We start from the raw sequence: 23,844 nt of genomic DNA, 5'->3' as shown, positions 1-23,844 counted from the left end.
TGGTGGTGAAATCGGTTACGCGAAGCTGAGGAGGAATCTTCTTTGGAACTCATAAGCGCGCTCCACTTGATCAAGCTCGATGTATTCATCCGCCGTGTGGGCGCGGTCGATGCTACCCGGTCCGAAGACGATGCTGGGGATGCCTGCACGCGAAAGCTTGCTGGCATCACAGCCGAAGGGCACGCCACAGGGCTCGGCATTCAGCCCCATCTCACGCAGCACGCGCGTGGCTGTCTTCACCACAGCGCTTTCGGCGGGTGTATCGAGAGCTTCATCGACGAGCAAGAGAGGCTCTTCGACATCGGTTGTGATGCCATCAATGCTCTTCAAAAGCTGACGGTAGTGCGCCACGGCATCGCTGGCACGTTCACCGGGCAGCAAGCGGCGATCAATCTCGATGGCGCAGCGATCCGGAACAAAGTTCACCTGCACGCCACCACTGATCACGCCGACATTGCAGGTGCCGTGGCCTACCAAAGGATGTGTTATGGTGGTCATGCGCTCGTTGTCCGCCTCGATGGCGGCGATGACGCGGGCCATGTGGGTGATGGCGTTCACGCCGAGATGTGGCTTTGAACTGTGCGCTGAACGGCCGTGCACGACGATGCGGCAGCGTAGCACACCTTTGGTGGCGATGACGGCGCGAAGCTCGGTGGGCTCCGCCACAATTGCAGCATCTGCCTTCAAGCCTTCGCAGAGCCGCACGACACCGCGATAGGAGTACTCTTCATCCACGGCGGCTGCGAGCAGGACCTCGCACTGAGATGTAATGCCTTCTTCCTTTAGCGAGGCCAGCGCATGCATCATCGTTGCAAGGCCTGCCTTGGTGTCGCAGGAGCCGCGGCCATACATTTTGCCATCGCGGATGGTCGGCTCAAAGGGAGGGATGGTCATGCCTTTGACGGAGACAGTGTCCGTGTGGGCCTCCAGCACGATGCGGCGGCTTGAATCACGTCCTGGCAGGCGTGCGATCACATTGGGCCGCCCCGGAAACACTTCTTGTTCGGAGGTTTCAATGCCACGCTGATCAAAGAAGCGCTTCACATACGCGGCGATCTCGCCTTCGCCGGGGCCGCCCTCATAGGAGGAGTTCACGCTGTTGATGCGCACAAGATCGGCGAGAGTTTCGATGACGGGAGACATGGGATCAGGGAAGCTTCTTCAAAACCACATTTCGATAGGCCACAGGGCCGTGATCGCCCTGGAACTTCAGCGGGCCGAGAGGTTTCTCTTCATCAAAGGCAGCGGAGCGTGTGGGGGCATTCACCTCGACGTTTTCGTGAATGACCTGGCCGTTGTGGATGACCTTGATGAACTTGGCGTTCTCGATCTTCTTGCCCGCGGCATCAAAGCGAGGCGCGCGGAAGGTGATGTCAAAACTCTGCCACTCTCCGGGAGCCTTGCTGGCATTCACGGCGGGTGGTTTGCCGGTGAAGGCGGGCGGCGGGAGATGGCTCTGGTAGAGGCCGCCGCAGTCACTGTATTTGAGCTCCTGGTGCCCGAAGCTGTCGAAGACCTGCACCTCATAGCGACCCATGAGGTAGATGCCGGAGTTTGACCCCTGCGGCACGCAGAACTCCACGTGGAGCTCGCAGTCGCCATGCTCCACTTCGCTGAAGAGATCCTTAGTCTTGCCAGCGGCACTGTTGACGAAGACTCCGGTTCCCGGGGTGATTTGAAAGGCTTTTGGATTGGCCGGATCGAGAGCGAGGCTCTGCGCGGCCTGCCAGGTGCCGTGAGGTTCCTTGATGCCGGTGAGCTTGTCGCCCGTGAAAAGGGTGACGTCCTGCGCGGATGCGGCGAGGGTGATGAGCGAGAAGAGAGTGAGCAGTGATTTCATAATCGAGGGATGCTTCTATCAAACGCAGCTCGCCAGGACATTTCAGGCATGAGTTGCCGGGATGTTGGAGGAACGGAAAGGCGATCGTGACCGGCTTTGATGCGTTGCATCATCTCCTCCGCACGGCGGAAGAGCACGGGTGACCAGAGGCGCTCCAGCTCCCAGCCCTGGCCGCGCAGCACGCGGGTGCGGAAGATGTCCCACTCGATAGGGTCCGGGGTCTTGTGGAAGCGGCTGAAGTCTGTGAGCACACCGACCGTGACATCCGCTGGCATCAGCGGATGGATGCAGGCCACATCGACACAGAAGCCTTCATTGCCCCAATGAATGTGCGAGCCGGTCTGATGCCGCTCCAGCAAGGTAGTGCCGATGGCTTTGGCCAGGGGCGACGGTGTGGCGCTCTCCCACTCCTTGAGCTCGGGCTTGGCATCGCGCCGCATCTTCTCCAGCTCGTCCTGATAGCTGGCGAAGAACTCGGCGAGCTTCTCCGCGTAGCGCAAGTAAGCGTAGAGCTGCAGACGACCGTTCGGGATCTGCCCGGGAGGCGCAGCTTCGACGGCACTGAATTCCGCCGAAGGGATGGAGGTGAGCACATGCACGGCATCGCGCGCGCGAGTGACCAGCACGTTGAGCCGGCGACCGCCTTCACGCTGGGAGAGAGCGCCGAAATTGCGACGGAACTTGCCCTGCGCATCCGGCCCGAAGGTGGTGCTGATGATCATGACATCACGTTCGTCTCCCTGCACGTTTTCGAGGTTCTTCACGAAGAGACCTTCAAAGGAGTCACGACCCTTGCGGTTCTTCGCCTCCTCATAACGGCGGGCAAACTCGGCATCGCGATCCACTCGCTCTGCGAGAGCTTCATGAATGGCTTCTCTTTGAGTGAGGTTGAAGCAGGCCACACCTATGGAGGGCGGGTTTGGCCCAGCCAAAAGTTCGGCAATGAGGTTTACGGCGGCCTCGGCTTCCTTCTCGTTCGCACGCTCAGCATACACGCCATTCACACGATGAAGCTGGATGGGGGTGTTGAGCGCCTTGTTGCGCGGATGACCTGGGATGGGTTGCAAACGTGAGCCGTAGTAGTGCTCGTTGGAGAAGCCGATGAGGGCCTCATTACGGCTGCGATAGTGCACATCGAGATAGGCTTCACGAACATCCAGGTTCAGTGCGGCGGTGAGCAGGTCCTCGGCTTCGGATTGCTGCTGGAAGAACAGCTCTTCTGCGGTCTCAGCATCACTGTCACCACTATCGGCGAGGGCTGACTCGAAGAAGCGTGTGGGCGGAAGCTGCTTCTGGTCGCCGGCGATGACGACACGCTCGCCGCGCATGAGGACGGGCAGGGCTTCTTCCAAGCGGCACTGCGAAGCCTCATCAAAGATGACCACATTGAAGATGGCGTGGCGCGGGAAGATCTGCGCGACGGTGGAGGGACTGGCCATCCACACGGGGCAAAGATCATAGATGGGATCTCCGCCTTCCACATCCGCGCCCGTGGCGAGCATCTGGCGGAGCTTCAGAGCCTTCTTGCCCTTCACATAAAGACGCTGACGCAGGCCGGAGCCGAGCTTGTTGAGCTGTGTGCCGGTCGTGGCAAGCAAGCGGCCCTTTTGATGATTCTGCCAGAGATAACGGACGTAGTCTCCCACCAGCGTGAGCTTCTCCTGAGCGAGTTTTGAGAAGCTATCGAAGGCTGCTTCAATGCGCTCGCCATCGATGGCGGCGAGTTCGGGATCACTCTTCAAGCGAGCACGCAGTACATTCTCCACGGCCTGACGGCGCAGGCTGGAGAGAAGTTCATCTTTGGCTGTGCCATGTGCGAGCAGCTCATCCACAGCGGCACGCATGATGGCAGGGAGCTGGCTGAGGCCATGCTGCAGGCGCACCATGTCCTCCAGACTCGCGCTATGTGTGAGCCAGGACTGTGTGGTTTGTTTGGCAGGAGTTTGATCCAGCCAGCCTGGGATGAGTTTTGAGGCAATGTCCTGGATGAAGAGGCCGCTCTTCTGCGCCAGCGAGACAACGTGATCCAGCTGTCGGAGCCATTTGGCTTCGGATTCGAGAGATGAAGCAAGTTCGGTTAGATCAGCGCTTTCGGCAGGTAATGAGGTGATGCCGATTTTGGTTAGGCCGGCCTGGGCCTGCCAGGTGTTTTGAGCGAGGCCAACCTGCTTTAGCAAGGTGGCGTCATCGGGGAGCGTGACGGCATTGGAACCGGTGGCACGTGAAAGCCAGTCCGCGACGAGCAGGCGATGCTTGAGACCCTGATAGAAGGCGAGGCCTTGCTGCCAGCCTGCATCAAGGCCGAGGCCGAGCGGTGCGAGAGCTGTGGTGGCGGCTTTCTTGGCAGCACCGGCAAAGAGTTTCTTGAAGAAGCTGCAAGAGATCGGCTCCCAGGCCTTCAGGGCGGTGAGATGCTGGTTCACGGGACCGAGCGAAAGCACGCCAGCGCTGCGTGCACTGCTCATGAGGGCGCGATCAAGCGAGGTGGCTTTGGCTTGCTCAAGCCAGGTATTCACATCCGAGACTTCGTTGGCCAGTTCCTGGCGTGATGAGGCTGGAAGCGTGATGACAGAACGCAGGAAGGTCTCATCGTGATCTGCGATCAGACTGCGCAGCAACGTAACGATGCCCTCACGCTGAGCGGCCTGGCCAGTGAGAGGCTGGGTGGCGGAAGTTTGACTCGAGAGCGTGGCTGGTTTGGCAGAGTCCGCTGTTTCGGCAGCGGCATGAATGGCTTCCAAGGTGAGGCGGACATCGGTGCGCGGGAGGAAATCACCCAGGCTGATGCCAAGGAGGCCGCGAAAAGGATTCGTGGGATAGCCTGCTTTCTCGCTTCGGCGGCAGACTTCATCCAGGGTGGTGCTGGCTTCCTCCACCTCCTGCGGTTTCAGCTCCGGCATGGGTGAGCTTGCGGGGACGTCTTCACGAGTCGCGAGGCCTAACCAAGTGCCTAGCAAGGCGTGGAAGCTGTCGGCGGAGCTGTGCTCACTGAGATGCAGTTTTTTGCGGTAGCCTTCGAGTTCGGTGTGGATGGCGGCGAGCTGCTTGTTCGTGGATTCAAGATGTGGCCGTGGATCCTGGATGGGCACGGCATCGGCGAGGTTCTCCAGCCGGTCGCGCAGGCCCATGTAGAAGTCCTTGCGGTCACCGCTGGGGTCATGCACCACGCCGCAGAGGTCACCGAGGCCGACAGCATCGAGGCGATACTTTACCACATCCAGCGCGGTGCGTTTGTCGCACACAAAGAGGACGCGCTCGCCACGCGCGAGATGATCGGCGATCATGTTGGTGATCGTCTGGCTCTTGCCGGTGCCGGGCGGACCATGGACGACGAGCGCCTTGGCCTCACGCGAAGCCAGCACGGCGTTCGCCTGGCAAGGATCAGCGTTCGACACGAGCCATTCGGCGGTGAAATCGCGCTTCTGCACGGGCACGGGTGCCTCGCTCGCCTCAGGCTCGTCAGTTTCGTGAAGGGCCTGGGGATTCAAGAAGGCGGAGACGGGTTCCTGGAGCTCTTTTTCATGCTCCATCATCCATTTGGTGTCGCGGAGCAGGGACTGGTTTGAGAGAGGGAAGAGGCCGAGGACGGCGGAGGGAAGCACGGACGCTGTTTTGGGCAGCTTTTCCAAAGTAGGCACCTCGCCTAACAAACTATCGGCGTGGAATTCGGCGACAGCGGGTAGGTCCAGAAGGGTGTTGATCTGCTTCAGCAGCTCATCGACCTCGCGCCAGGGATCCGAGGCGTCTTCATCGAGAAACATCTCGCCGAGGCTCTTGCCGGTCTGGCGCTCCAGCCAGGCGATGAGGGCTGGATTCGCGACCAATAGGTCCGCGCCTTCGGCGGCGCACTCGATGGTCACGCCCATGCGTGAGCCGGTGCGCACCTGGAGGTTGACCGGCATGAGCAGCAGAGGTGCAAACACGCGGCTGGAACCGCGCACGGATTTCTCCTCACCGGTTGGTGGCATGGAAACGAGTGGGAAGCCGATGGCGAGGCAGGACTCACCATGATCATTCATGTACTCCGTGGCATCGTCCGCGATATCGCGCAGCTTCTTGAGGAGCTTGGTCTGTTTTTGATGTGCATCGCGGGCCTGCTTTTGATCATCGGACCATTCGGCTTCTGGATAGGTCGGCGCGGAAAAGGGCGGCACCTTCGCGGGGAACTCGAGCTTGCGCTTTTCCATCAGCGTCTTCAGGGCACTGGCGGGCTCGATGCCTTTCAGGAGACTGAGATCATTCCAGTCGCAGCGCTGGCGTGAGCGATGCGGACGTGCATTCATCGACGGGCCGTGGACGAGGCTGGCGAACAGCCGCTGAAGCATGGTTTCAAGAATCATCGCGGCCACTCATAGGTGGTCGGGATGAGGCTGTCCATGGTTCAGAAGATGCCTTTGAGGAGCTTCCGGCTTGTGGGTGGATCGGGATGCAACCCCATTGGAATGGGGTTGTACGATCAGGCCATTTTTGCGGCGAGCTTCACGGCTTCGACGAGGCTGGTGCCGTTCGCCTTGCCCTGCCAGGCGATGTCACAGGCAGTACCGTGATCGACACTGGTGCGCGGGACGGGGAGGCCGAGCGTGGTGTTCACGGCGGTGTCGAAGGCGAGTGCTTTCAGCGGAATGAGCGCCTGGTCGTGATACATGCAGATGTAGGCATCGACGGTGCGGCGCTTGGTGGCGATGAAGGCGGTGTCGGGTGGCAGCGGACCTTCGATCTGGATGCCCTTGGCTCTCGCGGCGGCGATGGCAGGAGCGATGATGGTTTCTTCCTCGTTGCGGCCGAAGAGACCGTTCTCGCCAGCATGCGGATTGAGGCCGCAGACGGCGATTTTTGGTGCTCTTCCCTTGACGCGTTTCACAGAGTCCACAGTGAGCTCGATGACATCCAGAATGCGCTGAGTGGTGAGTGCGGGGACGACATCCTGGTAACCGATGTGCACGGTGACGAGGGAGCAGATCATCTCCTCGGAGTAGAAGGTCATGCAGGAGCGCTCGGAGGCCATCTTCTCCGCGAACATCTCCGTGTGACCCGGATAGGTGATGCCTGCGGCGTGCAGTGCTTCTTTGTTCAGCGGAGCGGTGGCGACGGCGGCGACTTGCTTGGCGAGCGCGGCTTCGATGCTCTTCTCGACATAGCGATAACCGGCGGCGCCGGTTTTGGCGCTGACCTTGCCCGGGGTGAAGTCGGTGGCGTCAAAGCCGAAGATGTCGAGCACGGCGGGCTCGTCGATGCTGCTGTATTTCTCGGCCCACTCGATCTCTGAGATGATGCGCTTCGGGGCAGGAAGACTGGTCAGGCGGGCGCAGCGGGAAAGCAGGCGCGCATCGCCAAAGATGACCGGCGTGGCGATTTCGCGCACGGCTTCGTTGGCGAGGAGTTGCAGGCAGACTTCAGGGCCGACCCCGGCAGGGTCGCCCATGGTGACGGCGATGAGTGGCTTGGGCATGAACGAGGGGAGTTATGCGCCGGTGGTGGGGCGTGCCAGTGATTTCTTGGCGGGGGTGCCTGGGAAGGGAGAGGTTTTGGATGCTTGCGTTAGCTTCCAGCGTCCCTCCGGGGCGCGTGCTGAGCTGAGAGGTGTGTGCGGCGATTTCCGGTGGTTCTCGCAAGCTTCGCTCGCTTCACCACCGGCTACAAGCCGTCGAGCCTCCGGCTCGAAAGAGGGGACGGATGGGGTTGGTGGAGGTCGGGAGAGAGCGGCAGGAAAAAGTCGGACGCGCAGCATTCATCCTCCGCAGTCATGCTACGGAGAACGGAGCGCGTCCCTGACGGGGGTTTGGGTGGCCTATTTAGTAACCGCCGGAGCCGATCTTTCCGGCGGTTTCGCCGGTCTCGCCAGCGGCTTCGCGCTTGCGGTAGTCGTCCATCATGGCGGCGGTGGCGGTGGCGCCGCAGCGGGTACCGCCGAGGTCGCGGACGCGGATGAGGCCGTCGAGATCACGCACGCCACCGGCGGCTTTGACCTGCACCTTGGGGCTGCAGCTGGCGCGCATAAGGGCGAGGTCGTGCTCGGTGGCGCCTTTGTAGTTGTAGCTGCCATCCGCCTGCTTCACGAAGCCGTAGCCGGTGCTGGTTTTGACCCAGTCCGCTCCGGCACGCTCGCAGATCTCACAGAGCTTGCGCTTGAAATCATCGCTGGAGAGACCGGCGCCACCGGCGGTGAGGTAGTCGTTTTCAAAGATGACCTTTACTTTTGCACCGTGCTTGTGGGCCTCATCGCTGACAGCCTTCACATCGGCCTCCACGTAGGTCCAATCGCCGCTGAGGGCCTTGCCGACATTGATGACCATGTCGATCTCGTTCGCGCCGTCCTGGCAGGCGAGCTGGGTTTCGTAGCGCTTGGATTCGGTGGTGCTGTTGCCCTGCGGGAAGCCGATGACGCAGCCGACGAGCACGCCGGAGCCCTGCAGCCACTCCACGGCCTGCTTCACGGCGTAGGGCTTGATGCACACAGAGGCCACCTGATACTTCGCGGCGAGCTTGCAGCCTGCCTCGAGGTCCGCGTCCGTCATGGCGGGATGCAGGAGGCTGTGGTCGATCATCTTGGCGAGGTCGGAGTAGCTGTATTTCATGAGGAAAGGGGGGGTGAAGAAAGTGGCTTAGCCACGTTATGAATTGGCTTAGCCACTTGTCAAAGCGCATTTTGTCGCGAAGCTGTGTCTCTTCATCCATCCATGCCAAAGGACGCCACCTTTCACCAGCAGCTCATCGAGAAGCTCCGGACCTTGATCCGCAGCCGTAACTTCGCGCCCGGGGCGAAGTTTCTGACGGAACGCGAGATCGCGGCGCTCTTCGAGACTAGCCGCCCGACGGCGAACAAGGCCCTGAGCAGCCTGGTGTCCGAAGGTCTGCTGGAGTTCCGCCAGGGAGCGGGCACCTTTGTGCGGGAGAGCGTGCTGGATTATGATCTGCAGCGCCTCGTGAGCTTCACCGACAAGGCGCGTGCGGTGGGGCGCAAGCCCGGCACGGAGGTCATCACCTTTCAAAAGCTCAAGGCCGCGGAGGCATCGGCGGATGTAACCACCGCCCTGCAAGTTTCCGCCCAAGAACCGCTGCTGCATCTGGAGCGCGTGCGCCTGGCGGACGGGCTGCCGGTGATCTATGAGCATCGCTATGTCATCGCGCGGCACTGCCCCGGCATGACGAAGACCGATGCGAAAGGCTCGCTGTATGGCTTCTGGACCACGAAGTGCCAGCTGACGCTGTCTGGTGCCGAGGAGATCATCCACGCGGTGAATGCCACGAAGGCGCAGGCCTCACGTTTGAAGGTGCCGGTGGGCACGGCGTGCTTTCTCATCATCGCCACGGGTTACATTGATGGCGACAAACCACTGTGGCGTGAGCAGACGCTGTATCGGGCGGATGTGTATGAGTTTCGGAACCGCATTGGTGGCGTGAGCGCGGCGGGGCCGGCGCTGGGGCAGATCCGGACAGCAAAGGAACCCTAACCATTGAAAGCCTAAGCGCGAGGGCTGTTTAAAGTGTGTCTTTCCATCAAGCCGTTGACGCGCTTGACCTTTTGTCGCCATCAATCAGTTAGGTCCTCGGGACACGATCATCATGACTACAGTAAGTAACCCAGAAATCGACCTCATGGAATCGAGAATGCAAGTGACGATCCCTGGTATGTACAGAAAGCTCCTGGTCGAGCTTGGATACGGGCGGATTGACGAGGGCCACGAGATTTATCATCCAGAGCAGATTCGAGAAGCGTGGAAATCATTCTTTGATGAGCCATCCGATCTTTTTGCCCGTTACTTCCCGTTCGGCTTTTCTCCAAGACTGCAAGAGGTGTGGATTATTCGACCACAGGATGAGCGAGCTGCATCGATCTGGCATGAAACAGTTCCCGATGACTGGGCCGAGGAAGGATGGCTGACATACGAAGATTGGATGGTCAAATATCTCGATGAGATATCGGACGCTTAGCCATGTCGGCACAGCTTAGGCACGCACCATTCCCGTATGAACGCATGGCGCACGAAACTTGATCCGAAGGCTCACACGAGGTGGATCGTGACCTCGTTGGTCTTCTCCATGCTGGCGATGGTGGGGATGATCATCTCGGTGCCGGACATGGACGGGCATCCGGTGATGTTTGCGACTTCGCTCACCTGGGTGATCGGGGGGGTTACGGGACTGTTTGCGCAGAAGTTTCTGCTGGGGATGGATCCCTGGCGGTTTCGTTTCAGGCGCTGGGAATGCGAGGGGCGGGTGTATCGCTGGGTAGGGGTGAATGTGTTCCGCTGGGTATTAAAGCACACGCCGTTAGGCTGGCTGAATCCGGGCATGAAGATGACGATTCGCAGGTCCAGTCTCGAGGAGTTGCTGCGGCAGATGAACTTTGCGGAAGGGGCGCATTTGATCGGAGGTGTGATCACGCTCGGGTTGTCGGTGGGATTCTTCGGCACTGGTCATCGGAGTGTGGGGCTGGCTTTTGCGGTGATCACGCTCCTGGTGCATTTTTATCCGCTCATCACGCAGCGGTGGAATCGTGGGCGTGTTGCGCGGATGGTGCGGCGTCAAGCGTCGCGAGTAGCGTGAGATTGATCCGGCCGAAGGGTGGCGAGATCCGAACTCCGGGTATGAAGTCACAAGATATCCCCACCACGGAAGAGAGGGAGATACGCGCACTCATTGAAGGCACGGTCATCGCTTGTCAGAACAAAGATGCCGCCGCGCTGACGGCGCAGTATGCGGAAGATGTCGTCGCATTTGACCTGATCAACCCCATGCAATACGCCGGTGCCGATGCTGTGGCGCAACGAGCGACCCAATGGTTTTCATCGTGGGAGGGTGCTTTCACGTATGAGATTCACGACCTGAGTGTCACCGCCAGTGGAGACACGGGTTTCTGTCACAGTCTCAACCATGTGAAAGGCACGCAGACCGGTGGTCAAGCGATCGATATGTGGTGGCGTGCCACGGTGTGCTGTCGCAAAACGGATGGAAAATGGTGGGTGACGCATCTTCATAGCTCGGTTCCTTTTGACATGGAGACAGGCAAAGCCTCTCTCGACCTCAAGCCGTGACAATGCTGGTTTGGCGGATTGTGCGGGAGTCTTGAGTGTTGCGCTTCCCCTATGCGCCAGGCTTGTGCCAGAGTTATGTTGAGCAGAGGTGTGGCTTCGGTTCACCCTGCTTCATCAGACTTATGCCGCTCATGCTTTTGATCCTTGTCTTCGTGATCGGCGTTCCGGTGCTGCTCTACATGGCTTGGCTGGTGCATCGGGGGCTGGGCCGTCTTTGTGTGGGGCATGCGCGGAGGTTCGCCGCGAGAGATGGCAGCCGCAGTTTGAGTCGTCTGGACGCGCAGAAGCAACGGCGGCTGATTTTGCCGTCGGTCTGGCCGTTTGGGGTTCGGGGAACGGTCAGTGATGAGGTGCATCCTGAGTCGTATGATGGTGAGTGGCCGTGAAATTGGGTTTTTATGGAGCTATTGATGTCTGCGGTTGTAGAAGCTACACTCGTTGAACCATTTACCATGTCCCTTGATTACCCCGAGTATGTCGAGCTGAAAAAGCGGAAGCGGTGGTTTCTTGCGCTGCTTTGGAGGCTTGGAGACATTGGCTACTATGTCGGCTTGCTTGGGGCGCTGATAGGACCGCTCAGTTTGTTAGGCGGCTTCACCTCGAGATGGATGCGCTCGGAGCCGACCGGTAGTTTCTGGGGAGCGGTGCTTTGCGTGCTCACAGTGTTTGCCGGATTTGTCCTGCTGTTGGTTTTGTCGGGGGAGTTGAAAGCGTATGCGCTGAAGAGGGGGCGCGAGTGACGCTATTTTTACCATGATGGATATTCAGATGAGCTTTTTTAACTCAAAATGGCTGAAATGGGTGCCTCCCAGGATCCGAGCTTTCTTCAGCAAAAAGTCAGAGATCACCTTTCATTCCACGGCTTCTGAAAGCGACCTGCTCGAACGTTGCCGTGCGGGTCTCCATTCGAGTTCTTGGGACTATCATGGACCTGCGGGCTATGTGCGAGGTTCAAGCCTCCGTGTTTACTGGGCCATGGGCATGTTTCGGGATAGTTTCATGCCTGTCTTTCACGGCCAGGTGGAGGCAACACCCGAGGGTTCGCGGATCCGGGGGCGCATGTCACACCATTTGTTGGTGCAAATTTTTCACGGCTTCTGGTGCGGCGCGCTTGTTCTCATGGCTTTGTTCTTCGTCTGGACGATTGTCATGCCATTAGCGGCCTATGGAATGCTATGGATAGCGAATGGCATCATGGCGGTTGGGGACCGTGCGTATCCCGGGAGGGAGCAGAAGATCGAGAGCTATCTTCGGGAGGTTTGTGAAAGGGGGCTTATCCAATGAAGGTAAGAGATTCGATCTTTAGGATTCGCCTGAGCGAACTTGGAAGTTCGCTTTACGGTGGGATGAGTCGCCGGGGGCGGAGTGGGTGTTTTGCTGAGCTCGGTGTTTGCGCTTTTGTTTGCGGGTGCGGCGTTGCTGCTTCGCAGGTCGGGACGTAGATGAATCTTGAGGCCGAAGTCCTGATTTAGGAGTTGAGCTGTCCGTTGTCCCTTCACGTTATGAAATCTTACCGAGCTTTGTTTCCGCTGTTTTTGCCGTTGATGGTCGTGCTTGGCATCGTCGGGTGTGCGACGAAGGTGGCGGATCACACAAAGGGGAGGTCATCGACCTGCGAGGTGCATGAGGTGGCGATGGAGAAGAAGTCTTTGCCGATCATGTATGGGCTGCCTGACTTTAATGAGCGGACGAGGGCGCGTGGCGCGGCGACCGGGAAGCGGTTTCCGCATGCGGGCATACCGCTGGAGGGCGGGTGCTTGGTTGATGCCAAGAACCCGAAGGAGGCGCTGATGCTTGTGTGCGCGGAGTGCCAGCGTGAGTTACGCGAATGGAATGAGGCTTATGACAAAGAGCACGGGGCGCCGAGGTGACAGGGCGAGCCTCTGATGGCGCATGTCTGTTTGGAATGATGCGCTAAATCTCTGTCACGAGGTCGGGGACGCAGATGTCGTGCGGCTCGCAGGGAATGTCCGGGAGGAGCTGGATGTGGAAGGCGATGGCGACGAGGCGGGCGCGGACATCGGGGTTTCCTAACAAACGATCATAGTAGCCGCCGCCTCGGCCGAGGCGGGCGCCATCGCGGGCGGCGAAGGCGAGGCCGGGGACGAGGATGAGGTCGAGTTCGGAAGGTTTGAGTGGTGTGCCGGGGACAGGCTCCCAGACGCCGAGGGGACCGCGCTGGAGGTCGGCGGTGGATTTGACCTCGATGGGGATGAGCTGGGTGCCCTCAACGCCGAAGAAGACGGTGCGCCATCCGCGCTCATGCAGCCAGGGCATGAAGTGGGTGACGAGGTCGGGCTCGTTTCGCAGGCCGCCGAAGAGGGCGACGATGCCGGGAGTCTCCCAGAGGTCGGTGCGGGCTTTCAGGCGCTCGACGAGGAGATCGGACCAGCGGCGCAGGGTGCTGTCTGGGGCGGCTTTGAGCCGGGCGCGGATGGAGCGGCGCACGGCGTCTTTGGTCCAGAGATCGTCGGTTTCGGGCATGGTGGGGGCTTTTATGAAGGGGTGGTGGAGTATTGGAGTGATGGAGGGCAGGTTTTTCCAGCAGATTCAGGGAGGCCAGCAGATTGGTTTTTGGTGGCTTGGAAGGCAGGGCTGAACCGATGGAGGGGAGGGGTGGGGTTTTGGGGTGCTGGCGGGCGGCCAGCAGGGCTGGCCTGGAGAAAGCGGCAGCAGGGCTGCCGCAGTCCAAGGTCCAAGGTCCGAGGAGCTGGGCTCTAACTTAGATTTTACAGGGGGAGAGTGAATCTTCGCCTGACCTGGCTGTCAGAGAGGGTTCCGATGAAAATCGGGGTTGTCAGCCAGCCTTGGAAGTCGTTTACTTTCTATAACAATCAGGCAGTCCCCCGCCACGATGATCCATCACCCCTCTCCGGACCACGGAGGGACGTCCCTGCTGGGGCGCCCCGCCAAGCGACGCTTCTTTTTCCGTCGCGAGCGGGATGAAAACCAGATCGGGCTGCGGCCCACGGAAGGGTGGCAGCAAAGGAACTTCCAGTTTTTGAAGGAGGTGTTCATCCCCACGCTGCTGGCACCGCGCCGGCCGGGCCGGGTGATCGCGGATGGTGTGCCTCAGGCTGGATCCGACCAGATCGGGGTGACGTGGTTGGGGCACGCGGGCTTTTTTGCGCAGATCGACGGGGTGAATCTGGCGATCGATCCGAACTGGGCGCTGTGGCATGGGCCGGTGAAACGGGTGCGGCATCCGAGCCTGTGGGCGAGTGATCTGCCGCCGGTGGATCTGGTGCTGGTGACGCATGCGCACTTTGACCATCTGCATCTGCCGAGCCTGCGCCGGATCGCGCGCGGCCAGCCGATCATCGTGCCGAAAGGTGTGGGCAGTGTGGTGAAGAGGTGCGGGTTTGGCCAGATTGTGGAACTGGAGACGTGGCAGAGCGCGCAGTTCCGGGATCTGCACATCACGCTCACGCCAGCGCGCCATTGGGGTGCGCGGATGATCCATGACACGCATCGCGGATTCGGTGGTTATCTGATCGAGGGCGGCGGACGCACGCTGTTTCACTGCGGTGACAGCTCCATGTTCGGTGGGTTTCAGGAGATCGGGCAGCGGGCGGCGATCGATCTGGCGCTGATGCCGATCGGGGCCTACCTGGCCCCAAGCGGGCGGCCGGTGCACATGAATCCTGAGGAGGCGCTGGATGCGTTTGAGATGATGGGCGCGCGGCACATGGTGCCGATGCACCACGATACTTTTCCGCTGGGCGGCGAGCCGATCCATGAGCCGGCGGAGTGGCTGGCGAGATCAGCGCTGACGCGAGGTTTCAATGACCGCGTGCGGCTGCTGCATGAGGGGGAGACGGCGCTGTATTAGCAGGGCTGGGCTCTCTCAGATTTTTTAACCGCAGATAGCGCAGATGGACGCAGATGACCAAGCAGGGCTGCGAAGCCTTCAAAGATCCCGCAGTCGGCGAGCGAGCATCTCTGGATCGCGACGCAGGTCGATGAGTGCATGAAGAACGACGCCGCGTGATTCGGGAACGTAGAAGAGTCCGAAGTGGCGGTTGTAGACCAGCACGCGACGAAGACGTCGATTTTTCAAACTGGAGCCGAGAAGGGGATGGCGGGCTAGCAGCTGAACACAATTCAGCAGGTCGGCATAAAAGACGTCGCCAGCGCCCTCTTCGCGCTGCTCATAGTCTTCGTAGATCGCCTGAACATCGGCCTCCACGGCCAAGGTCCACACAACATCGTGAACCTTCATTTGGCGGCAGAAAGACGCTGCTTGATCGCAATGAGACCAGCGGTGACTTCGTCCGTTGTTTTGACCGCTTCGCGGTTGGCCTCATAGGCATCCAGACGCTCATTCAGCATCGCCATGATGTCCGGTCGCATCTCGACCGAGTTGGACACCTCCTGAGCTAATTCCCACGAAAGTCGCATCTTGTGATCAAGCGACAGCTCTCGGAGCGCAGGAATGGTTTCGAGGATCATGGTCATGATCTTAACATCAATGGCAAAGAACTCAATATCAGGCTGCTTTGGAGGCAAAAACGCCAAACAGCAGCCAGGCGAGGAGGAGGGTCCAGAGGATGTTGATGAACTGGCCGGCGAGGAAGGCGAGGGCGGGGCGGCCGCCGCCAAGCTTGGCGAGATCACCGAGACGGGTTTCGAGGCCGATGCAAACGAAGGCGGCGGCGAACCAGATCTCGCGCAGACCTTTGAGGGGTTTGTCGAAGCTCTTGGCGACCTCCGGCGTGAAGCCGTAGGAGAAGACGAGGGAGGCGACGATGAAGCCGATGACGAACTTGGGAAAGCGCTCCCAGATCACACCGGCGCTGGGGCGAGGGGCATTCGGGTTCGTGCTGCGCTCGCGCATGGACCACCAGAGGGAGATGACGAAGGCAGCGATGCCGATGAGGACGTTTTGGGAGAGTTTGACGACGGTGCCGGTCTTGGAGGCGATCTCGCCGACCATTTCCGTGGCGGCGAGCACGGAGCCGCTGGTATCCAGGGTGCCGCCGAGCCAGGCACCGCCCACGGCCTCGCTGAGGCCCATCCATTTCACCAGCATGGGCATGAAGATGAGCATGGGCACGGCGCAGAGCAGCACCACGGAGGTAACGTAGGAGAGCTTCTTTTTGTCCCCCTGAATAGCACCGCAGGCGGCGATGGCAGCGGAGACGCCGCAGATGGAGACGGCGGTGGAAAGCATGACACCGAACTCGTCATCCACCTTCAGTTTGCGGGCGAAGTAGAAGGTGAAATGCCAGACCACGGGGATGACGAGGGCAGCCTGGATGAGGCCTGGGAGGCCCGCCTTCATGAGCTCAGGGAAGAGCATGCCAGCACCGAGGATGACGATGCCGATCTTGATGAAGAACTCGGTGCGGACGGCGCTCATGAGCCATTCCGGGACTGGCAGGAGGTGGCTCCAGAGGAGGCCAAGGGAGAGGGCAAAGATGACGTATTCCAGGCCGTAGGCTTTGAGGGTGGAATTGGCGGCCAGCATCTGGGCCAGCCAGGCGAGGGAGAAGACGATGCATGCTCCGCATAGGAAGGAGAGAACCCTTTTCCCCAGGGAGGCGGCCAGGACGATGGCGCCGAGGACGATGAGGATGATCGAAGTGGTGCCGATGGCGGTCAGATTTGCACTGGAGAAGACCGCGCCGATGTCCGCCCCAGACTTCCAGGCCAGCGTGGGGAGCTGCACCTTCCAGCCCTGCACGACGGCGGCGATCAATGGCACGGCGGCGATCACGGCGAGCCAGTCTTCGTTCTGCCAGAATGCGGCGCGGGAGGGAGGCGGTGGGGGGGAAGCGGATTCGGACATGAGGGATAGTTTACGAGGCGTGGCCCGGGATTATGTCGAGGCAAGCGATATGCTGGGGAGACGCGGGTCAAATTCAGAAGCAGTCCGGGAGCGGAGGTCTTTGCTTTCCAGATCCCCCCGAGGGTCAAAAGAGGTCAGCGGGCGATGAAGTGAGGAACGAAGGCACTGTCCTGGTCGATGATGTCGGCCGGGGATTCGCGGATGCCGAGGGCGGCTGCTTTGCCGCGCACCATCCAGAGACCGAACTGGGGGAGGAAGCCATCGAACCTGGGGCTGGTGACGTACTTCTGGTGGATGCAGGGGGCGTCTGGGAAGTCGCCAGAAGTCTGCGAGATCAGCCGGGCTTCATCGCGGATGGTGATGTTGTGGCCTTCGCGGCCGAAGATGGGTTTGGTGACCAGGGTGCCAGTCAGCTTTGAAGCGTCGTGATAGCAGGGCAGGAGTGCAGGGTGATCGGGGAACCATTCCCAAAGGAGGGCGAGCATGGCCTTGGACGTCAGCAGATGGCTCCAGGCGGGTTCGATGAAGCGGCAGGAGGCGTGGCTGACATGATCGATGAAGGTTTCACGGAGCATCCAGGCCCAGGGGTAAAGCTTGTAACAGACCTCCACCTCCGCGCCATCCATGTCGATGAAGCAGGAGCGCTGACGGTCCCAGCCAAGAGAGTGGAGTGCCTGCATGCTGGCGGTGAGGCCTGCCTCGCGAATGACGCGGGTCATGTAGCGCACGGTGCCCTCGATCTCGGGATGACGGGGTCGCCAGACGCAATGAATTTTGGTTAGGCCGGAGGTCTGCCAGGCTTTCTTCAGGGATTCGTGGAGCCCGTTGAATTGCGCAGCTTCCGGCATCACCTGCTGCAGCCACTGCCGCTGGATGATGGCGGTCTCCAGCATGGTGAGCGCGCCATCGGCATTGAACTCAAGCAGCCTGGGCTGGCCGGATTCATCCATGAGGAAGTCAAAGCGTCCGCATAAGGGGAGTTCACCACGCTCATAGGACTGGCGAAGGATGGGCACATGCTCTGGCAGGATGCCAGCGCGCTGCCATTCGTGGTCGCGCACCACGCGGTCGGCGGCTTGCAGCAGCAGGGCGTAGATTTGGTTCGCGGTGTCACGCAGGCGTGCGGCTTCTGCGGCACTGAGCTCATAGGCAGCGCCTTCACGCCAGCAGGGGCCGCTGGGTTCGGTGTGCCAGCGGTAGCCTTCGCGCTCGCAGAGCTGCTGCCAGTGGGGTCTGACCTCGCAGGTGACGCGCTTCATGAGCCTTCGTGGCGGTCGACGGCATGGCCAAATCCAAAGCGGTCCACGTGAGCCCAGAAGTTCACCATCTTTTGCGGATCGGCCTTTCGCCAGGCCTTGTTCACGCGATCAATCTCAGCGGGTGAGGGTGTGGTCGGGGTGGTGGGACGCTGATCGGGTTCGGCGTGCCATTCGCCACTCCAGTAGTAGCCACGGTCTTCACGGTATTCATTCCAGGGATGGAGATGCCACATGCCTGTGGACGCATGGTAGTAGCCGACGCCGAGGACATGGTGGTTGTTTCGATATTCGATGCCTTCTTTGACGGCTGTCTTCCCGGCGTAGCGGCGATACTCAAGATACTTCGCGACAAGAGGAATGCCGATGAAGATCGAGAAGAATATCAAAGCGGGGACATAGTCTGCCATGCATTATCATGGGGCCTCTGGGGGTGGGGGCTAGGGGAAATGATAAATTGTGTGCACAGGTCGGGCTTTCAGCCCTCGGCTGAGATGAGGGTGCGGTCTCGATGATACCTGGCGCGTTGGGCCAGGCTGGTATGGGGCGGGCCGTTGGCCCTGGCATCGGACGACTGAGCAAAGAGATGAGCAAGCTGGAAGCTTGCACTGCACCAGCTTAGGCCAGGATCTCCTTCACGACGTGGCCGTGGACGTCGGTGAGGCGGAAGTCGCGGCCGGCGTAGCGGTGGGTGAGGCGCTCGTGATTGATGCCGAGGAGGTGGAGGATGGTGGCGTGGAAGTCGTGGATGTGGACTTTGTCCTCCTGTGCAAACCAGCCGTAGTCATCCGTGGCGCCATGGGCGTGGCCGCGCTTCACACCACCGCCTGCGAGCCACATGGTGAAGCCGTAGGGGTTGTGGTCGCGACCATCATTGCCTTGCGCGGTGGGCGTGCGGCCGAACTCGCCGCCCCAGATCACGAGGGTGTCATCCAGCAGGCCGCGAGCGCGCAGGTCTTTGAGAAGTCCGGCGATGGGCTTGTCGACCTCGGCGGCGTTTTTGCTGTGGCCTTTGTAGAGATTGCCGTGCTGGTCCCACTGCACTTCGCTGTCGCTATGCGTGACCTGCACAAAGCGCACACCTTGCTCCAGGAAGCGGCGGGCCATGAGACATTGGCGACCGAAGTTCGCCGTCACGGGATTGTCGAGGCCGTACATCTTTTGCGTCGATGCGGTCTCGCGCGTGATGTCTTGTACATCGGGCATGGTGCCTTGCATGCGGAAGGCGAGTTCGAAGCTGTTGATGCGGCCTTCGAGCGCGAGATCAGCACCGGTGAGATGCAGATGCTCTTGATTGGCTTCCGCGAGGAAATCGAGCTGGCGGCGCTGCATGGATTCATTGAGCCGCGCATTGCGGATGTGTTTCACGAAGGCCTGGCTGGAAGGGACGCTGGCATTGCCAATCGGCGTGCCCTGAGTCCATGCGGGCAGGAAGGCTGCACCCCAGTTGTTCACGCCGCCATGCGCCAGGGTGGGGCAGATGGTGATGAAGCCGGGGAGGTCGTTGTTTTCCGTGCCGAGGCCGTAGGTGATCCAGGAGCCCATGCTCGGGCGTACCTGGGTGTCACTGCCGGTGTGCAGCTTGAGCAAGGCACCGCCATGCGCGGGATTGGTGCCGTGAAGAGAGCGGATGACGCAGAGCTCATCGGCACATTGCGCGACGTTTGGAAAGAGTTCGCTGACTGGCAGGCCGCTTTCGCCATACTGGCGGAATTTCCACGGGGATTTTAGCAGCTTGCCGGTCTCCGCGAAGGTCACGCGCGGTGTTTTGAAGGGGTAGGGTTTGCCGTCGTCACGCTGCAGCAGCGGCTTAGGATCAAAGGTGTCCACATGCGAGGGACCGCCTTTCATGAAGAGGAAGATCACTCGCTTCGCCCGCGGAGCAAAGTGAGTCTTCTTCGCGAGCAAGGGATTCACCACGGCGGCTTGCGCTGCTTCTTGTTGGGCCAGCATGGCGCTCAACGCGAGGTAGCCAAAACCCCCGGAGGTGTTTTGCAGCAGTTGTCGGCGGGATAGCAGGGACATGAGAGATGTACGGGGGATTGCGGCTGAATCGTACCACCCCATTCCAAATGGGGTGGGGGTGGAGCGGGTGGGAAATGAGTGGGGTCTTTGGGAGGTGGAGCGAGTGGAGATGGCGGGCTGGAGCTTTGTGAAGTGATGGTGAGAGTTATCGACCCTCCACCCCATTGGAATGGGGTGGTACGTCCAGGGGCGCGAATTCGTTGAGCCAGGGGGAGGCCAAGTGGCGGAAGGTGCCGGGATGCAGTTTCTTGCCGTTGTCGGCGATGTATTTTCGAGTGCGGCCCAACTCCGCCAAATCTCGGGTGACCCGATCAAAGGACTCTTTTTGCCAGAAGTGTCCGGCTCGGAAATCTGCTTCCTGGATAAGACCAGCCCTGTGCAAGGTGGAGGCCGAGTAACGCTTTACGGAATAGAGCCACTCCTCGATTTTCACTCCTTCAAAAGGCTGGGCAATGACGTGCACATGATTGGGCATGACCACCCAATCACCCACCCAGAGACGCTGGCTGTGAAAGTGGTTCAAGGCTTCAGAAACGATGTCCTGCGCCTCGGGCTTTTGAAGGCGGCATGAACCGTGACAAAGATCGAGTTCGTGGAGAAACCGCTTTGCTTCCTCACGCTGCCTGGCTTCACGCACTTCACGTGGAAGCGCCAGGAATGCGGATTTAAATTTCTCGGGGTCTGATTTCTTCCAGTGATCATCAATGCCGTGAGACCAAAGCCATGCGGTGGCTTCTTGTTCCCAGGCTTTGAGAACAGCTTCGGGTAGCGAGTCTGCCTGACGAAAGGTGATGAAGTAGGTGGCTCCGATCAATCGCCAATGAGGCAGGCCGCGGACGTATCCCGGCGGGTTCCAGCAATCCTCATCTTCCACACCGATGAAGGAAGGCTTCGGGGGAACTCGGGAAGGTTCTGAAAGCCGGTTCATGGGGCGGGCAACGTACCACCCCATTCCAATGGGGTGGTGGGTGAATAACACAATAGATTAGGCGGAAGAATGCGGGGGTAGACGGCCTATGGAAGGAGAGACTGGGGAGATTGCGAGGCTCCACCCCATTGGAATGGGGTGGTACGTTAGCGGAGGTACATGAACTCGTTCGCGGCCAGGAGGGACTGGCAGAGGAGGTTCCAGGCTTCTTCCTGGTTCGGGCTGTCCTGGATGAAATGTTTCGCGCGATCAATTTCTCGCAAAGTTGGTTCGCGGTTGTAGGCCAGGGCATACACGCGCTGGAGGCGGGCTTCGATGGTGCCGCCCTTCGTGTCTTGGGCGATGCGCTTGGAGAGGTTCGCGGAGGCATCCAGCACGACCGGGGCATTCAGCATGATGAGGGCCTGCGGGGCCACGACGGTGGCGTTCCGGCTGCCGGTGGGCATGGTGGGATCTGGATAGTCAAACTGCTCCAGCATGTCATAGAGATGATTGCGGATGATGGGCAGGTAGAGCGCGCGGCGCGGGGTCTCGTAGGTGGTGTGGTCGCGCGAGGTGTGGTTGAAGACGAACTCGCGGTTGCGCAGCGGGATGGTCTTGCCGCCGATCTCCTGGCTGAGCGTGCCGCTGACATGAAGCAGGGAATCGCGGATCTGCTCAGCCTCGAGACGCTGGATGTTGAAGTGCCAGAGCAGGCGGTTTTCGGGATCGAGCATGGCCGGATCTGGCGCGGAGGAGGCGGTGCCGGAGCTCGGATGGCTGGAGGCCATCTGGTAGGCACTCGACTTCATGATGAGGCGGTGCATGTCCTTCACGGACCAGCCGTTTTCGATGAACACGCGGGCGAGCCAGTCGAGCAATTCAGGATGCGAGGGCTTGTCTCCCAGCACGCCGAAATTGTCCGTGGAGGTGACGATGCCTTTGCCAAAATGCCAGCGCCAGAGGCGGTTCACCATGACGCGAGCGGTGAGTGGATGATCACTGCTGGCGAGCCAGCGCGCGAGCTCGAGGCGACCGCTTTGTTTGTTAGGGAAAACGGGCTTGTTGAAGGAGGTGCGCATCACCTCCGGGAAGCCGCGCTCGACTTCCTTGCCCAAGGTCAGGTAGCTGCCACGGATGTGGATGGGCATGGTGCGCGTGACGGTGCTCTCGGCCACGCCCATGAAGGCGGGTGGATCTGGCGTGGCATCCTCCACGCTCATGAGGTCATCCATCATCACGGTGACCTTCGCCAACGTCTCGGCATCAAAGGCATCTGCGTCTTTATCTGGAATGGCCAGGAAGCCGGCGAGGTCATCCAGCGCGGCGCGGGCTTCGGGGACCTCGGCGGCGGGTTTGGGAGCGTCCTTGGCTTTGGGGTCGATCTTCAAGGCAGCGGCAAAGAGTGGCGCGTAGTGCGTGCGCACTTCGGCGGGCTTCTTGGCAGTGGTAGAGGTGCGCCATTCGGCGAAGAAGGGATGATCACTCTTTCGCGTGAGATACTGGCGGCAGGTCAGAAGATAGCGCGGGCGAAGCTTGCTGGCCTTGGCGAGTTTTTCGACATCGGCGAAGTCGGGATCATCGGGCAACTGTGCGGCTGCGGTGAGGTATTCGGCGGCGTTGCCGTGGAGTTCGGCTTTGAGTTCGGCGCGGGCCTTGGTGGAGAAGGCGGTGACGACTTTTCGTTTCTCAGCGGCCTTGGCTTCGTGGGCTTTTTTGGCGGCGAGCTGCTCCGGCGTGGCCTGGGCGTGCTCATACCAGAACTTGATGGCACCAAGCTTTTCGTCTGCGATGGAGCGGGTGCTCTGGAAGATGGCCGCGAGCGCGAAGTAGTCTGCCTGGGTGACGGGATCGAACTTGTGATCGTGGCAGCGTGCGCAACCAAAAGTCATGCCAACGAAGGCCTTGCCGAGAGTATCGAGCTGCTCGTCGATGGTGTCGTACTTAAATTTCTGAACATCTGGTTCGGCAAGAACTTTGGCGCCGAGAGCCAGGAAGCCGGTGGCGGCGAGGGCTTCTTTGCGGTCGGCGGTGTCTTGCGCGGGCAGGAGATCTCCGGCGACCTGCTCGATGAGGAACTGGTCGTAGGGCTTGTCGTTGTTGAAGGCGCGAACAACATAATCGCGATAGCGCCAGGCATGGCCGAAGGCGACGTTTTCGTCCATGCCGTTGGAGTCGGCATAGCGCGCGACATCCAGCCAGTGACGGCCCCAGCGCTCGCCATAGGCGGGGGAGTTCAGCAGGCGCTCGATGACCTTGGAGAAGGCTTCGGTGGACTCGTCTTTGAGGAAGGCTTCGACCTCCTCCGGTGTTGCGGGCAGGCCGGTGAGATCCTGGGTGGCGCGACGGATGAGGGTGCGTTTGTCCGCAGGCGGGGCCGGGGAGACGCCTTTGGCTTCAAGTTGCGAGAGCAGGAAGGCATCGATGGGTGTTTTGACCCAGGCCGTGTTTTTGACGGAAGGCGTGGCAGGGGCGGCGAGAGGCTTGAAGGACCAGAAGCCGCGGCCGGTTTGCAGGTCCATGCCTGTGGCGGCTTTCGCGGTGGCGGCTCCGGTGCGCGGATCGGGAGCGCCCATTTTCACCCACTGGACCAGGGCTTCCATCTCAGCGGCCGGGAGCTGCTTCTTCGGCGGCATCTGCATGTCCTGGTTCTTGTAGCCGATGGCTTCGATGAGGAGGCTTTTGTCCGGATTGCCTGCGACGAGGGCAGGGCCGCTATCGCCACCGGTGAAGATGGCCTCGCGAGTGTCGAGGGAGAGGCCGCCTTTCACCTTGGCGGTGGTGGAGTGGCACTCAAAGCAGCGCTCCACGAGGACGGGGCGGACCTTTTTCTCGAAGAACTCGAGGGCGGCGGCATCGGGGCCGGCGGCCAGTACATGGCCCGCTGCTCCGGCGGTCAAACCGCCGAGGACGAGGGCTCGGAAATGCGTGAGGACAGGGCGCATGCTGACAGACGGGGGGTAAACATACGCCGTGGAGACGCACTCTTT

General features: G+C 60.5%; 23 protein-coding genes. 9 read left to right on the top strand and 14 right to left on the bottom strand.

Annotated elements, in window-relative coordinates:
- Nucleotides 1-15: 15 nt before the first annotated feature.
- The 5 genes from BGE01nite_RS22705 to deoC form a co-directional block, all read right to left on the bottom strand.
- Nucleotides 16-1,143 carry a M20 family metallopeptidase gene (locus BGE01nite_RS22705; protein WP_146854006.1) on the bottom strand — a complete coding sequence of 376 codons (1,128 nt, stop codon included), beginning with the start codon at nucleotides 1,141-1,143 and terminating at the stop codon, nucleotides 16-18.
- A gap of 4 nt (nucleotides 1,144-1,147) precedes the next feature.
- A complete protein-coding gene (locus BGE01nite_RS22700; protein WP_146854004.1) occupies nucleotides 1,148-1,840 on the bottom strand; it encodes a 3-keto-disaccharide hydrolase in 693 nt (230 codons plus the stop codon).
- The gene (locus BGE01nite_RS22695) at nucleotides 1,837-6,180 is read right to left on the bottom strand and encodes an AAA domain-containing protein (RefSeq protein ID WP_146854002.1); all 4,344 of its coding nucleotides are present in this window, start codon (nucleotides 6,178-6,180) and stop codon (nucleotides 1,837-1,839) included. The genes BGE01nite_RS22700 and BGE01nite_RS22695 overlap by 4 nt, the downstream gene beginning before the upstream one ends.
- Before the next feature lie 116 nt (nucleotides 6,181-6,296).
- Nucleotides 6,297-7,289, bottom strand: coding sequence for a 4-hydroxythreonine-4-phosphate dehydrogenase PdxA (pdxA, locus tag BGE01nite_RS22690; protein WP_218033071.1), 993 nt, complete (start codon nucleotides 7,287-7,289; stop codon nucleotides 6,297-6,299).
- A gap of 343 nt (nucleotides 7,290-7,632) precedes the next feature.
- Entirely contained in the window at nucleotides 7,633-8,415 is a 783-nt protein-coding gene (gene deoC / locus BGE01nite_RS22685) for a deoxyribose-phosphate aldolase (RefSeq protein ID WP_146854000.1), read from the bottom strand.
- Nucleotides 8,416-8,517: 102 nt separating this feature from the next.
- Here deoC and BGE01nite_RS22680 point away from each other — a divergent pair, with 102 nt between their 5' ends.
- The 8 genes from BGE01nite_RS22680 to BGE01nite_RS22650 all read left to right on the top strand — a co-directional run bounded on the left by BGE01nite_RS22680 (nucleotide 8,518) and on the right by BGE01nite_RS22650 (nucleotide 12,746).
- Nucleotides 8,518-9,291, top strand: coding sequence for a GntR family transcriptional regulator (locus BGE01nite_RS22680; RefSeq protein ID WP_146853998.1), 774 nt, complete (start codon nucleotides 8,518-8,520; stop codon nucleotides 9,289-9,291).
- A gap of 112 nt (nucleotides 9,292-9,403) precedes the next feature.
- On the top strand, nucleotides 9,404-9,772 hold the full coding sequence (locus BGE01nite_RS22675; RefSeq protein WP_146853996.1) for a hypothetical protein: 369 nt from the start codon (nucleotides 9,404-9,406) through the stop codon (nucleotides 9,770-9,772).
- Nucleotides 9,773-9,859: 87 nt separating this feature from the next.
- On the top strand, nucleotides 9,860-10,387 hold the full coding sequence (locus BGE01nite_RS29115) for a glycosyl-4,4'-diaponeurosporenoate acyltransferase CrtO family protein (protein WP_170266987.1): 528 nt from the start codon (nucleotides 9,860-9,862) through the stop codon (nucleotides 10,385-10,387).
- A 41-nt stretch (nucleotides 10,388-10,428) separates the two neighbouring features.
- Nucleotides 10,429-10,875, top strand: coding sequence for a YybH family protein (locus tag BGE01nite_RS29110; RefSeq protein ID WP_170266986.1), 447 nt, complete (start codon nucleotides 10,429-10,431; stop codon nucleotides 10,873-10,875).
- 131 nt (nucleotides 10,876-11,006) lie between these two features.
- A complete protein-coding gene (locus tag BGE01nite_RS22665) occupies nucleotides 11,007-11,261 on the top strand; it encodes a hypothetical protein (protein ID WP_146853991.1) in 255 nt (84 codons plus the stop codon).
- A 66-nt stretch (nucleotides 11,262-11,327) separates the two neighbouring features.
- On the top strand, nucleotides 11,328-11,615 hold the full coding sequence (locus tag BGE01nite_RS22660; RefSeq protein ID WP_146853990.1) for a hypothetical protein: 288 nt from the start codon (nucleotides 11,328-11,330) through the stop codon (nucleotides 11,613-11,615).
- A 13-nt stretch (nucleotides 11,616-11,628) separates the two neighbouring features.
- Entirely contained in the window at nucleotides 11,629-12,159 is a 531-nt protein-coding gene (locus tag BGE01nite_RS22655) for a hypothetical protein (RefSeq protein WP_146853988.1), read from the top strand.
- A 218-nt stretch (nucleotides 12,160-12,377) separates the two neighbouring features.
- The gene (locus BGE01nite_RS22650) at nucleotides 12,378-12,746 is read left to right on the top strand and encodes a hypothetical protein (protein WP_146853986.1); all 369 of its coding nucleotides are present in this window, start codon (nucleotides 12,378-12,380) and stop codon (nucleotides 12,744-12,746) included.
- 43 nt (nucleotides 12,747-12,789) lie between these two features.
- Here the strand turns inward: BGE01nite_RS22650 and BGE01nite_RS22645 are convergent, their stop codons facing one another.
- Nucleotides 12,790-13,359: a 5-formyltetrahydrofolate cyclo-ligase gene (locus BGE01nite_RS22645; RefSeq protein WP_146853984.1), complete on the bottom strand. Its 570-nt coding sequence runs from the start codon at nucleotides 13,357-13,359 to the stop codon at nucleotides 12,790-12,792.
- A gap of 370 nt (nucleotides 13,360-13,729) precedes the next feature.
- Between BGE01nite_RS22645 and BGE01nite_RS22640 the strand changes: the two genes are divergently transcribed.
- A complete protein-coding gene (locus BGE01nite_RS22640; protein WP_146853982.1) occupies nucleotides 13,730-14,707 on the top strand; it encodes an MBL fold metallo-hydrolase in 978 nt (325 codons plus the stop codon).
- Nucleotides 14,708-14,785: 78 nt separating this feature from the next.
- Here the strand turns inward: BGE01nite_RS22640 and BGE01nite_RS22635 are convergent, their stop codons facing one another.
- From BGE01nite_RS22635 to BGE01nite_RS22600, 8 genes are all read right to left on the bottom strand, one after another.
- Complete coding sequence (locus BGE01nite_RS22635; protein WP_146853980.1) at nucleotides 14,786-15,097, bottom strand: type II toxin-antitoxin system RelE/ParE family toxin; 312 nt, start codon at nucleotides 15,095-15,097, stop codon at nucleotides 14,786-14,788.
- Nucleotides 15,094-15,333, bottom strand: coding sequence for a hypothetical protein (locus BGE01nite_RS22630; RefSeq protein WP_146853978.1), 240 nt, complete (start codon nucleotides 15,331-15,333; stop codon nucleotides 15,094-15,096). The genes BGE01nite_RS22635 and BGE01nite_RS22630 overlap by 4 nt, the downstream gene beginning before the upstream one ends.
- A gap of 31 nt (nucleotides 15,334-15,364) precedes the next feature.
- A complete protein-coding gene (locus BGE01nite_RS22625) occupies nucleotides 15,365-16,666 on the bottom strand; it encodes a YeiH family protein (RefSeq protein WP_146853976.1) in 1,302 nt (433 codons plus the stop codon).
- Nucleotides 16,667-16,800: 134 nt separating this feature from the next.
- The gene (locus BGE01nite_RS22620; protein ID WP_146853974.1) at nucleotides 16,801-17,925 is read right to left on the bottom strand and encodes a glutathionylspermidine synthase family protein; all 1,125 of its coding nucleotides are present in this window, start codon (nucleotides 17,923-17,925) and stop codon (nucleotides 16,801-16,803) included.
- Nucleotides 17,922-18,332 carry a hypothetical protein gene (locus tag BGE01nite_RS22615; protein ID WP_146853972.1) on the bottom strand — a complete coding sequence of 137 codons (411 nt, stop codon included), beginning with the start codon at nucleotides 18,330-18,332 and terminating at the stop codon, nucleotides 17,922-17,924. The genes BGE01nite_RS22620 and BGE01nite_RS22615 overlap by 4 nt, the downstream gene beginning before the upstream one ends.
- 208 nt (nucleotides 18,333-18,540) lie before the next feature.
- Nucleotides 18,541-19,947 (bottom strand): DUF1501 domain-containing protein, encoded by a 1,407-nt coding sequence (locus BGE01nite_RS22610; RefSeq protein WP_146853970.1) that lies wholly within the window; start codon nucleotides 19,945-19,947, stop codon nucleotides 18,541-18,543.
- 145 nt (nucleotides 19,948-20,092) lie between these two features.
- Entirely contained in the window at nucleotides 20,093-20,926 is an 834-nt protein-coding gene (locus BGE01nite_RS22605; RefSeq protein WP_146853968.1) for a transposase, read from the bottom strand.
- A 95-nt stretch (nucleotides 20,927-21,021) separates the two neighbouring features.
- Nucleotides 21,022-23,799, bottom strand: a complete 2,778-nt coding sequence (locus BGE01nite_RS22600) for a PSD1 and planctomycete cytochrome C domain-containing protein (protein WP_146853966.1) — start codon at nucleotides 23,797-23,799, stop codon at nucleotides 21,022-21,024.
- Nucleotides 23,800-23,844 lie beyond the last annotated feature (45 nt).

The organism is Prosthecobacter gellanilyticus (assembly GCF_007992435.1).
Taxonomy (GTDB): Bacteria; Verrucomicrobiota; Verrucomicrobiia; order Verrucomicrobiales; family Verrucomicrobiaceae; genus Prosthecobacter; species Prosthecobacter gellanilyticus.
The sequence above is the reverse complement of the archived record's forward strand: the minus strand, read 5'-3'. Positions and strand labels throughout refer to the sequence as shown.